Origin of the sequence: Veillonella sp. AS16, from assembly GCF_000517785.1 — a bacterium.
Lineage (GTDB): Bacteria > Bacillota > Negativicutes > Veillonellales > Veillonellaceae > Veillonella > Veillonella denticariosi.
Genome location: NZ_AZYX01000022.1, coordinates 113510 through 125672, shown reverse-complemented (window position 1 = coordinate 125672; position 12163 = coordinate 113510). Strand labels below are relative to the sequence as shown.

General features: G+C 43.0%; 14 protein-coding genes. 13 read left to right on the top strand and 1 reads right to left on the bottom strand.

The annotated features are described in order from the left end of the window. Positions 1-43 precede the first annotated feature (43 nt). The 6 genes from rpsF (at position 44) to HMPREF1521_RS08470 (ending at position 3916) form a co-directional block, all read left to right on the top strand. Positions 44-328, top strand: a complete 285-nt coding sequence (rpsF, locus tag HMPREF1521_RS08495; protein ID WP_038118165.1) for a 30S ribosomal protein S6 — start codon at positions 44-46, stop codon at positions 326-328. A 19-nt stretch (positions 329-347) separates the two neighbouring features. Next, positions 348-746, top strand: coding sequence for a single-stranded DNA-binding protein (locus HMPREF1521_RS08490; RefSeq protein WP_038118163.1), 399 nt, complete (start codon positions 348-350; stop codon positions 744-746). 39 nt (positions 747-785) lie between these two features. Continuing rightward, positions 786-1016, top strand: a complete 231-nt coding sequence (gene rpsR / locus HMPREF1521_RS08485; RefSeq protein WP_004693795.1) for a 30S ribosomal protein S18 — start codon at positions 786-788, stop codon at positions 1014-1016. A 407-nt stretch (positions 1017-1423) separates the two neighbouring features. Next, positions 1424-2287, top strand: a complete 864-nt coding sequence (locus HMPREF1521_RS08480; RefSeq protein ID WP_038118162.1) for a substrate-binding domain-containing protein — start codon at positions 1424-1426, stop codon at positions 2285-2287. 115 nt (positions 2288-2402) lie between these two features. After that, a complete protein-coding gene (locus tag HMPREF1521_RS08475) occupies positions 2403-3083 on the top strand; it encodes a 4Fe-4S binding protein (protein ID WP_232203214.1) in 681 nt (226 codons plus the stop codon). A gap of 2 nt (positions 3084-3085) precedes the next feature. Beyond that, on the top strand, positions 3086-3916 hold the full coding sequence (locus HMPREF1521_RS08470) for a radical SAM protein (RefSeq protein ID WP_038118159.1): 831 nt from the start codon (positions 3086-3088) through the stop codon (positions 3914-3916). A gap of 95 nt (positions 3917-4011) precedes the next feature. On the opposite strand, the gene HMPREF1521_RS08465 is transcribed toward HMPREF1521_RS08470, so the two are convergent. Next, on the bottom strand, positions 4012-5163 hold the full coding sequence (locus tag HMPREF1521_RS08465) for an aminotransferase class V-fold PLP-dependent enzyme (RefSeq protein WP_038118157.1): 1152 nt from the start codon (positions 5161-5163) through the stop codon (positions 4012-4014). A 120-nt stretch (positions 5164-5283) separates the two neighbouring features. Between HMPREF1521_RS08465 and yedE the strand changes: the two genes are divergently transcribed. The 7 genes from yedE (at position 5284) to HMPREF1521_RS08430 (ending at position 12135) form a co-directional block, all read left to right on the top strand. Beyond that, entirely contained in the window at positions 5284-6345 is a 1062-nt protein-coding gene (yedE, locus tag HMPREF1521_RS08460) for a YedE family putative selenium transporter (RefSeq protein ID WP_038118155.1), read from the top strand. A 96-nt stretch (positions 6346-6441) separates the two neighbouring features. After that, on the top strand, positions 6442-6690 hold the full coding sequence (locus tag HMPREF1521_RS08455) for a DUF3343 domain-containing protein (protein WP_038118152.1): 249 nt from the start codon (positions 6442-6444) through the stop codon (positions 6688-6690). Positions 6691-7191: 501 nt separating this feature from the next. Next, positions 7192-7881: a hypothetical protein gene (locus HMPREF1521_RS08450; protein WP_038118149.1), complete on the top strand. Its 690-nt coding sequence runs from the start codon at positions 7192-7194 to the stop codon at positions 7879-7881. Positions 7882-8025: 144 nt separating this feature from the next. Continuing rightward, positions 8026-8685: a tRNA (guanosine(46)-N7)-methyltransferase TrmB gene (trmB, locus tag HMPREF1521_RS08445; protein ID WP_038118146.1), complete on the top strand. Its 660-nt coding sequence runs from the start codon at positions 8026-8028 to the stop codon at positions 8683-8685. Position 8686: 1 nt separating this feature from the next. Continuing rightward, entirely contained in the window at positions 8687-10033 is a 1347-nt protein-coding gene (locus HMPREF1521_RS08440) for an FtsW/RodA/SpoVE family cell cycle protein (RefSeq protein WP_038118143.1), read from the top strand. A 105-nt stretch (positions 10034-10138) separates the two neighbouring features. Continuing rightward, on the top strand, positions 10139-11422 hold the full coding sequence (uraA, locus tag HMPREF1521_RS08435) for a uracil permease (protein ID WP_038118140.1): 1284 nt from the start codon (positions 10139-10141) through the stop codon (positions 11420-11422). 248 nt (positions 11423-11670) lie between these two features. Further along, on the top strand, positions 11671-12135 hold the full coding sequence (locus tag HMPREF1521_RS08430) for an NfeD family protein (protein WP_038118138.1): 465 nt from the start codon (positions 11671-11673) through the stop codon (positions 12133-12135). Positions 12136-12163: the final 28 nt, after the last annotated feature.

The window sequence follows — 12163 nt, the reverse complement described above, 5'->3', positions numbered from 1 at the left end:
TGTGTCGATAGGGGCATTAGTCCGAAAGAGGAGGTGATTTTGTATGAACAAATACGAAGTCATGTTTATTGTGAAACCAGCTGAAGAAGAGGCAACTAACGCTGTTATTGAAAAAGTAGAAGCTTTAATTGCTCGTGTAGGCGGCACAGTAGAAAAGGTAGATCGTTGGGGCAAGAAACGTCTTGCTTACGCGGTGAAAAAATTCACTGACGGTTTTTATGTATTGATTAACTTTGAAGCAGATCCTGCTGAAATCAAAGAAATCGATCGTGTAATAAAAATCAACGATGAAGTCCTAAGACATTTAATTGTAAAACACGATGCATAATTAAAGCCTGGAGGAAAACATGAACTCTGTACAAATTCTAGGTAATTTAGCTCGTGACCCTGAAGTACGTTATACCAAAACAGGTCGTGCGGTGGCAACTTTCACAGTGGCTGCAACGAATACCTATATTGATTCCACAACGAATGAGACGAAAGAACAGACTGCTTTCATCAACTGCGTTGCGTGGGGTAAACTTGGTGAAGCGGCAGGTAATCTTCGTAAAGGCAATCGTTGCTTTGTAGAAGGTCGCTTGCAGACTCGTTCTTACGAGACTCAGGATGGTCAAAAGCGGTACGTTACCGAAGTGGTAGCGAACTTTGTGGGCCAATCCCTTGATATGAATACTAATTCTTTCGATGGTGGGTCCAATTTTGATAGTTTCAGTACAGGCGGCGATGACGAAAACATCCCGTTCTAGTGTCAGGGACTCCTACTAATTCGAAAAGGAGGATTCGCAATGAGAAGAGATAGAGGCAGAAAGCCAAGAAGAAAAGTATGCGTTTTCTGTGCAGACCATATCGATCAAATCGACTATAAAGATGTTGCTAAACTTCGTCGTTTTACGACTGAACGCGGTAAAATCTTACCTCGTCGTATTTCCGGTACTTGCGCAAAACATCAACGTAAATTGACTACATCTATCAAACGTGCACGTGCAATCGCTTTATTGCCATTCACTGCTGAATAATTGATGAATCAAGGCGGTACAACCAATCGGTTGTACCGCTTTTTTTATGCTTAATAGGTATAAGTAATCATCAGTTACATCAAATACGTAAATATAAATGTAAAATTATTTAGAAATAATAAACTGCCGGATAGGCTATTGCTATAACTGTAATGCATAGTATAGATACCATTTTTTTGTTCGCTGAAAGATGCATGATATATGAATGTAATAAATATTCAAAAAAGTCGATGTAAATATATAGAGAGTATTTTTATAGAATTAGGTGAATTATAGTGTTTAATATGATTAATCTATATAAAGAGATTTAACCTAAAATGCATAGAATATTAGAATTATGCATTAAATTCATATTATAATACAAATATATAGAATGCTGTAAAGTTCAGTGAAAAGGTGGTGAGTATGTGGGATTTTTGAAAAAAGATATATCCCGGCGCCAATTTATTGGTGGCGCTTTAGCTTTAGCCGCAGCTTCCGCAGTACCCTCGTTTATACGCGGTGCGTATAAACCGACACAGACTGATTCACTTCAAGTGTGGACCTGTGGAGGACTGTCGGAGGCTTTTTTAGATTTGAATCAAGTCTATACGATGCACACCGGACATAATATTCAGTACACAGGTGCTTTTGCAGGGGCAATCGGTAAATCCCTGATGGCCGGAAAGAGTCGCACCGAGATTTTTGGCGCTCGCGGTTTGGAATTAGCGAAAAATATGCGCAAGAAGGGGGTAAGTATCGCCTTTGCACCGCTATGTTTTACAGACTATGTTATCGTAACACCGAAAGGAAATCCTGCGGGAATAAGAGATTTGCAGGATATGGCTGAGCCGGGTGTCCGGGTCATGTTGCCACTGGGGGCATCACCGCCCGGCAGTGCTTCCGTAAAGGGGATTATGAAATTATCCGGCTTAACAGAGGGCATTATGAAAAATATGGTATCTGAAAATGCCTGTGTTATCTCTATGATGTGCGATCTTGTAGAGGGGAAAGGGGACGTATCCATTATTGAAAAACGGCTTACTACACATGACCGCTTTAAGGATCGCATCGAATATTTTCCGATACCACCACAATTTGTGCCGCCGGCACCGTTGACTTTTACCATCAATACGATGAAATATGTGCAGGATCGTGCATTAGCATCGGATTATATTGAGTTTACACGTTCCCGAGAAGGGCAACAAATTCTTGAAAACAACGGGTTTACATCCGTTCATAGTGCGAGAGGTCTCGATTTGATAGAAAGGTTCGGTGTAAAAGATGTGTAATCAATGTCATGCGCCCACAAGCTGTACCGCTCAATCCGAAAATGTCTGTGTATCCAAATCAGCAAAAAAACTATCCATATGGCGCCGTATCGTGCAGTTTATATTTCTCTTTATTATGGGCAAATGGGTGTATTACGGGGTGTTCCGCTGTCCTTATATCGTGCCCTTCGTCAACTGTGAAAGCTGCTCCATGATTACCTGCTGGGGGCGAATTACCACGTATTTCTATGCATGGTGGATTATCATTCCGATTATGGCGGTCCTCTTTGGCCGTGTCTTTTGCAGCTGGTTCTGTCCAAGTGGATGGGTCAATCAGATGCTGGGGAAACTTTCAATAAGCAGATGGAAAAATCGAAAGTCCTACATGCGCTTATTCCAGCTGGGTATGGTGACTATGGTCGTATTAGGTGCTATCGTATATTTCAAATACGGCAATCCCCGCATTATGATACCGATACGGACGAGTGATGAATATTTTAATGCCGTCATTTTATCTATGCAGTTCTCAGAATGGTATTGGGCTGCCCGTACTATTACCGTAGTATCTATTATCGCCGCATCCCTTATTATTGCTAACGTATGGTGCAGATTTGTATGTCCTGTAGGGGGCATCATGGAATTGATTCGTAAGATTTCTATTTTCAGAGTCTATAAAACCGATGCTTGTGATAACTGTGATGCGTGCCTGCGCGTCTGTGAAATGGGAACTCGCCCTGACGAAATGAACTGTACCAACTGTGGCGAGTGTTTACATGTATGTCATAAGAATGCCATTAAGTTCGGACGGAAAGGTTAAGTATGAAAGAGATTCAAGGACAAAGTTTCCTGCAAAATCATCCGTGTTACAACAAGGATGCCGCGGCTAACTGGGGACGATTGCATTTGCCGGTAGCACCGAATTGTAACATTCAATGCAATTATTGTAATCGCATGTACGATTGTGCCAATGAAAATCGTCCGGGCGTGACACAACATATATATACGCCTCAAGAGGCCGTGTCTTTTGTGCGGAAGGTATTTGATGCACGTCGAGATATTTCCGTTGTCGGTATCGCGGGACCCGGCGATCCTATGTGTGATGCGGATAAGACCCTTGAAACATTTCGCCTCGTGAAACGTGAAATCCCCCATGTGATGTTGTGCTTATCCAGTAATGGTCTTGCGATGCCAGATTATATCGATGAAATCCATGATTTAGGTATTACTCATGTGACGATTACGGTAAATGCTATCGACCCGGTTGTGGCGAGTCATATGTATTCCATGGTGCGCTATGATGATACGGTTTATAGAGGCATCGAGGGTGGTCGTATTTTACTGGAACGTCAGGCTGAAAGTATCAGAAAATTAAAGGAACGGAATATTATCGTCAAAATTAATACGGTGGTTGTACCTGAAGTCAATATGGATCATGTACCGGCTATTGCTAAACAGGCGGAAGCGTGGGGCGTAGAATTGATGAATTGTATCGCCATGATTCCCGTACATGATACGGCTTTTGCGAATCATCGGAGTCCGACGATGGATGAAATTGACAATATACGCCGATTCATCGGACGGTATGTACCTCAGATGACACATTGCAAGCGGTGTCGTGCCGATGCAATCGGACGATTATGCGAGGCATAGGGCAAATCATATATTCTCGGGCAAGACGTACTCACTATAAATGAAATGTTTTGGACGAAAAAAAGGTTATATACAATATATAACCTTTAGAGTATTTAAGTATTCGTAATTATGCGTAGTGCGGACAGCGCTTTTGCTACATCTTCTCGGGTATTGGCATAGCCGAAAGAGAAACGCACGGTTCCTTCCGGATAGGTTCCCAGTGTTTTGTGCGCTCGAGGTGCACAATGGAGACCCACGCGAGTCATGATGTGATGAGTTGATTCAAGTTCGTAGGCTATTGCGGCCGGGTCCATATTGTCTACGGTAATTGATACGACGGCTGTCCTATCCCGTGTATCCTGTTTACCGATGATATGAATACCCTTTATCGCTTGTAATCCTTCGAGCAATGTTTTGGTTAAAGCCGTTTCGTGGTTGTGGATTGATTCTATTCCCTGAGACTCTATAAAGCTAAGTCCTTCATTGAGGCCGATAATGCCGGGCAGGTTCAACGTGCCCGCTTCAAAGGCGTCAGGCATCGTGGTCGGCATGGTTTCCAAGTGTGAGAAACTGCCGGTACCGCCCTCTATAAGTGGGGTGAGACGATTTGCCATATCTTTTGTCAGTACAATGCCGCCGATACCTTGCGGACCGAGTAATCCTTTATGCCCTGTAAAGCAGAGCGCGTCAATGTGTGATGCTTTCACATCGATAGGCAGTGTGCCCGCTGTTTGAGCACTATCGACGACGAAATGTAAATTATGGCGTTTGCATATATCGCCGATTTCCGCAACAGGCTGTACGGTGCCGCATACATTAGAGGCGTGATTGATGATGACCGCTACCGTGTTGGGTTGAATGAGATTTTGTACTGCAGGAAGGTCGATAGATCCTGTTGTATCGCAAGGAATGACATCAAATGTGATGCCATCTGCAAGCATTTGGGTCAGCGGCCTCATAACGGCATTATGCTCCATCGAGCTGACGAGTACATGGTCACCCGGTTTGAGCAGTCCCTTAATGACCATGTTAAGGCTCATCGTAACATTCTGTGTAAAGATAACATGGGACGGGTCATAGCCGTTGAATAGACGATGTAGACGTTCACGTGCCGTATAGATGATATCCTCTACATCATAAGCGAGAGTGTAGGAGCCTCTGTTGATATTGATACCCCGGTTTGTGATATAGTTTGCCATAGCATTCGCTACGGTTGGTGCTTTCGGAAATGTCGTACAGGCATTATCCAGATAAATATAGTCCATAGGCAATCTCCATGAATGATAATGTATATCTATGGTTATTATATCATGGGTGTATATTTTTATTCGGGTGGATTCATATAGTTTGATTTTGTTGTATAGGCAAGTGGAAAGGAGTTTATTATGAATGGGTTTCATGAGAAACGGACGTTGATTATTTCAGGCCTTATTATCGGGGCCATTGCAGGTTTTCTTGTACTTGCAGGAAATCCTGCTAATATGGGGTTTTGTATCGCCTGCTTTATTCGTGATACCGTTGGTAGTCTTGGCCTGCACAGGGCTGCACCGGTTCAGTATATTCGCCCTGAAGTCATCGGGCTTATATTAGGAGCTTATGTATTATCCATTATTCGAGGAGAACATCAGAGCAAGGGCGGTTCGTCGCCTATCATTCGATTTATTCTCGGCTTTTTTGTCATGATTGGTTCCTTAATGTTCCTCGGGTGTCCGCTTCGCATGATTTTGCGCCTAGGCGGGGGCGATTTAAATGCTATTTTCGGTATTCTCGGCTTTGCCGGAGGTGTCGGTATCGGAACGATTTTCTTAAAGCGCGGCTATTCATTGCAACGCACCTATGCGTTGAGTAAACTTGAATCAGCCATGATGCCTGCCATTCAAGTGGCTTTGCTGGCTCTTGTCATAATTGCACCGGCATTTATCCTCTTTAGTCAAAAAGGTCCCGGTTCAATGCATGCACCTTGGCTTATTTCTCTGGTCGCAGGTCTGGTTGTAGGCGGCCTTGCTCAATTAAGCCGGCTTTGCACCGTTGGCGGTTTCCGTGATTTGTTCTTATTCAAAAAATCCGTTCTGATTTTCGGCTATATTGCGGTTCTCATCGGTGTATTTGCTGTGAATATCAGCTTCGGCAACTTTCATCTCGGCTTTGAAAATCAACCGATTGCGCATACGGATGGCCTGTGGAACTTTTTAGGCATGGCTCTTGCCGGTTTTTGCAGCGTATTGCTCGGCGGTTGCCCGCTACGTCAACTTATCATGACCGGTGAAGGTAATTCCGATTCTGCCGTTACTGTAATCGGTCTTGCGGCAGGGGCGGCTTTTGCTCATAATTTTGGGTTGGCAGCCTCTGGTGCAGGTCCTACATTGAATGGTCAGATTGCTGTAGGTGTTGGCTTTATAGTAGCACTTGTTATTGCTATACTTAATACAAAACGCGCTAATGCTTAGATTATGGCAACGTGGACTATATGTGATATGATTAATGTATAGTTGATATCTGTAATCTATCATTTCATTTGTTAAATTATCTAGAATTGAGTATCTATGAAATATATTGCTACGTTTTATTCTCACTTCGGTGCGATTCGATTTAAACGTGAGGCCCCTGAAGGGGTAACTGATATAGAACTACGTCCTGTACCACGCGATTTAAGTTCCTCCTGTGGTACAAGTGTATCCTTTGAAGCTGGTGAAAGCTTTACTTTCACAGAAGATCCAACAGAGGAGATTGAACAAATCGTTGCTATAGTTGGTGGGGAATATAGAACTATCTTTGAAAGTCCTAATAAATAAAGTCAATTGTTTATTCGGGGCTGTTAATTTAAGCGGGTCTATAATTATTATGTACTGTAAAAAGAGGAGTTATCCGTTGGATAGCTCCTCTTTGTTATACCGCTCTATATTTTTTAGGTGGTTCTCCGTTTCAATCTCCTTAATCTGATGGTCTATTAATGATAATAATATACGTATATTCATCAAAAACCATACTTAATAAATTATAATTGTATGAATTTTTACATGTTAATAATTGGGAATGATTTTTAAAATGCTGTAAATCCGCATAATGATTGATTTGATGATAGTTCTCGATTGTTATCAAATTTATAATTTTGTTATAATTGTTAAAAATTTATAGTTTTTTTGGAACTAGGACTATAAAAATTAGATGAAGTATTATATAATAATACCTACAGTATGTATTATAGTAAGAATAATTGTTATTAATGTATGTAACTACAGTATTATTGCTTGATAAATCTATATAACATTAATGGTAAGGGAGATTGCAGGACGTTGAAACGAGTATTAACCTTAACATTAGCCTTGGCTATCGTTGCCGGTGGCTATATGTCCGAGGCTAATGGGGCGGGTGAGCAGGTATCAAAGCAGGCACCGCCTATCTCAGAAATAAATACATATACACCGAAAGAGCTTAATGCAAGACAAAAGGATTTGGTGTCGATTGGTCGGTATACGGCAAATGGGGATCAAGCTTCTTTGAAACAAACTATTACATCTGCTATAGAAAGCGGTACGTTGACACCTCAAGAGGTTAGCATTGCAATTCGTCAATTGTATTCCGCTGCGGGGTTGAAGCAGATGAATACGGCTCTTGCCACTTTTGCGGAATTGCGAGAAGAACGCCCTGAATTTGGGGATGATTATGAAAAGCTGGTGCCGAAGCGTGCAGGGTTGGGTGCCCTTTTGGGGAATGGCACCACTGTAGCGGGGACACTGGAAAAAACTAAAAATGATGAGGATAAGGATGCAGTACAGTATAATACGTTCCGCATGAAAAAACCGAAACCTCAGAACCGCAATCGCTCCCGTTTAGGTAAATTAGATCGTGAATTGGTAGCGGCTGCAGCATTGGGAACCCGCGTTGGTAAAAATAATTTATTTACCACTGCTGAGAAGAGTCTATCTGAATTAGGGCTTAGCAAGTATCAAATAGAAAATCTTGAAAGCATGATTTTTAATTAGCATCGGACCTGCTTCTACGGAAGCAGGTTTTTTTGTGCTTAGAATAGGATTGACGTTTATAGCCCCCTTTTCTATAATTAAAAAGATAGGTATATGACCTACTTAAATAGATATAAACGATGTAAATAAACGTAAGGAGATAACATGCGCCTTCGAAGAAAACCGTGGATTGATGAGGCTATCCACGAATATGATTCTCATATTATTTTGTCCGGACAGGCGGACCATAAAGGAAAGTGGCGAAACCTTTTTTCACATCCTGAACGTCCTCTGTATATGGAGCTTGGAACGGGAAAAGGTCGCTTTATCGCAGGCATGTCAGAGGCTTATCCGGATGCGAATTTTGTGGGTTTTGAGGTACAGATCGGCGTTATTTATTACGCGGCACGAAAAATTTTTGAAGCTAAGCGGGATAATGCGAAGGTATCTTTGTTTGATATTGCCGGTATTGAAGATATTGTAGCACCGGGCGAGGTGGACAGATTTTATATTAACTTCTGCGATCCATGGCCTAAGGCGAAACACGCAAAACGTCGACTCACATATCATACGTTCCTGGATCGATATGCGCGTCTATTAAAAGATGGCGGAGAAGTGCATTTTAAGACGGATAATGAAGGCTTGTTTATGTTTTCCCTTGAGGAATTCAAGGCCTGCGGCTGGGAGCTTAAAAATGTGACCTATGATTTGCATAGTACCGACTTACCGAATGTAAAAACTGAATATGAAGAGAAATTCAGTGCAAAAGGGCAGCCGATTTTCCGCTTGGAAGCGATTAAACCGAAAGTCATAAAGGAGGTTTAATATGGAGTCTCCAAATAAAGGCATCAGCCGGTGGGGGTCGCTTTTCAAAAACGACCTGCAAGGCATGTTACTGCCTATATTGATCATTACGATTATAGGTAGTATTAATATTTTTAGTGCCACCTATATCAGTTCTATTTCCGATAATACGGGGCTTCTAGGCTATTTTCCAAGACACCTTGCATATCTGATTTTATCTATAATAATGGGCATTCTTTTGTATCGTTATGATTATAGACGATTGCAGAAACAACATATTTTGCAACGAATCATGGTGATTACGGCTATCAGTCTGATCATTGTTTTTGCGATGGGGACCGTTATCAATGGTGCTCGACGTTGGATCGTCTTAGGGCCTATATCCATTCAGCCGTCGGAGTTTGCTAAACTGGCGGCCATTATATGGACCTCAGCGAAATTGAGCACGATGAAGTGGAAGCGCCCCAGATTTAAATCTCCTCTTCCTGATGTAGGCGGCTATTTAGTCGAGCGATTGCGTTATATGCTGCCGACATTGGGATGGCCGATTATTTTTGGCTTGTTGACGATTCTTCAACCTGATATGGGTACAATGGTACTCATTCTGGGATTTTCTTTTATCTTGATCTACTTAGCCGGATTTGACGGGAAGTTCTTTGGCGGCGCTTTTGTAGTAGCGGCTTTCCTGGGGTTTTTATTGGCTCGATCTTCGCCGTACCGTTGGGAGCGTATACAATCCTGGTTTGATCCATGGCCTTATGCTCAGGATATGGGCTATCAGACGGTACAAGGTTTGTTGGCGGTCGGTTCCGGAGGTCTTTTCGGTGAAGGCTTTATGCAAGGTACGTCTAAGTATTTTTATCTGCCCGAAGCGCATACGGACTTTGCGTTTGCCGTGTGGGCTCAAGAGATGGGCTTTGCCGGTGCCGTATTTGTAGTTTTGCTGGTAGCCGTTTTCACATATTTTGGATTCCGCATTGCTAATAAATCGCGCGATACATTCGGCAAGTGGTTAGCGATGGGGATTACATTGCTCATCAGTGGTCAGGCATTTTTTAATATTGCCATGGTCTGTGGGATCATGCCTGTTACGGGGGTACCGTTGCCATTTGTCAGCTATGGCGGTTCATCTTTATTGATGAATTTTATGGCTGTCGGGATTTTAGCCAGCATCGGACGCCGTAATGTAGAAGGCGTGAAACAGGTCGGCACACCGGATCCATTACCGTCATTGCGGGAGGAAACGCAGAGCCGTTTCAGACCGAGACCGGTGAAAAATTCTGGGGAAACAGCGTTCCCGGGACCTTTTAAACCGACCGAAAGTCGTAAGAGACCTGTTCGGACCCGCAAGCGTCCTGATGGTCGTTAATATATAGTGTTATATAACATTTTGTGTATAGACTGAGTGGTATGATTTAATCTGTCGCTTACTTTTAAAATCAATCCTATTCCTGTTGTTGTGTGAGGAAAAACGATGAACGATTACATTGATATTCAAGAACGCCCGTCCTGGGGGAAAATGTTGCCCCTCAGCTTCCAACATTTATTTGCCATGTTTGGCTCTACCGTGCTTGTACCGTATTTACTGAAAGTAGATCCGGCGACGGCGCTGTTTATGAACGGCATCGGTACATTATTATATCTGTTCGTGTGTAAGGGGCGTATCCCGGCCTATCTCGGTTCCAGCTTTGCGTTCATTGCACCTGTCGGTGCCGTATTGGCGGCGGGATTAGGTTACGAAGCGGCGAAGGGTGCCTTTGTTGTATTCGGGCTGTCCTTTGTGATTTTGTCCTTCTTGGTCAGATATATCGGGACGCGTTGGATTGATAAACTCTTCCCGCCGGCTGCAATGGGGGCCATTGTTGCTATCATCGGCCTCGAACTGGCGCCGGTTGCCATGGGAATGTCCGGACTCATCGGAGATCAGAACCTGGGGATGAGTCATAGTCAAGCTATTATCGTATCCATGTTCTCCTTGGTTGTAACATTGCTCGGTACGGTTGTGTTCAGAGGGTTTCTTGCGGTCATTCCGGTTCTTATCGGCGTTGTGGCCGGATATATTCTGTCCGCCGCTATGGGCGTTGTGGATTTTTCCGGCGTAGAGGCGGCACCTTGGTTCTCGTTGCCGCAGTTCTACGGTATGCCTGTCTTTGATATCAATGCGATTATCATGATTATGCCGGCACTTTTCGTTGTGTTTGCGGAACATGTAGGTCATCTGGTGGTTACCAGTAACATCGTTGGAAAAGACTTGATGAAGGAACCGGGCTTGCAACGGTCTTTGTTGGGTGACGGTTTAGCTAACATTTTATCCGGATTCTTCGGAGCTACTCCGAATACGACATACGGTGAAAATATCGGGGTTCTCGCTATTACTCGATGCTTCAGCGTCTGGGTGATAGGCGGTGCGGCCGTATTGGCGATGATTGTTTCCTTTGTAGGTAAGGTGGCTGCCTTAATTCATGCGATCCCGGTACCTGTTATGGGCGGCGTATCGATTCTGCTATTCGGCATTATCGCCGCATCCGGATTGCGTATGCTCGTTGAACGCAAGGTGGATTATACGAATCCCGTTAATATGATTCTTACATCCGTTATTCTCGTCGTAGGTCTTAGCGGTGCGGAACTCGTTGTGGGGCCGATTGTGCTGAAGGGTATGGGCCTTGCCACTGTAGTAGGTATGGCAATGAGTATCATCTTATTGATTTTGCAAAAAACGGGCATCGGTAACGACCAGCTTAAGAAAACTGATGTATAAAGATTGTTTTTAAACATAGTATGATGCACAATGAATATAATAGAACAATGTATTATACATATATTTAAACATTGAATGTATCGGAGAATGTATAGGACATCGATAAATTAGTATCTATACACAATATAACGACTGCTTTTATCATCTGTATGATGGTGAAAGTAGTCGTTTTTTTATTTGTAAATTATAGTTCGTATTGTATAATAGACATATAAGTTGTGTAAAATTAATTAAAGAGAGGAGGCTCTATGGAGTTTTTAATATGGATGGTCATAGGGATAGCTCTGATGGCTGTAGAGCTGGTTGTACCCGGCGGAATTTTAGGCATCATCGGATACTGTTTCTTCCTGTGGGGTGTTTATGTGGCCCTTGGGGAAGGAACGACAGCACTCTATGCAGTATTGGCGTTGACCGCACTTTTAATCGTATTATTAGTGGTATTTTTTAATCATTTCGAAAAAACCTGGCTCGGTCGGCTCTTTACTTTGGGGCAACGATCGACCGCGAAAGCCGGTTATATATCTAATGATGTACAGGCCGATTTAGTCGGTAAGACCGGTGTGGCTCACACTACATTGCGTCCTGCAGGAATTGCGAAAATCGATGATACCTTGGTGGATGTCGTTACCGAAGGGGACTTTATCGATGAAGGCACACCTATTGTGGTGCTTCGTGTAGTGGGAGGACGGAATATCGTAAGAAAACGGGGATAGTATTTAACAGGTTGTCTGTTTTATTGAT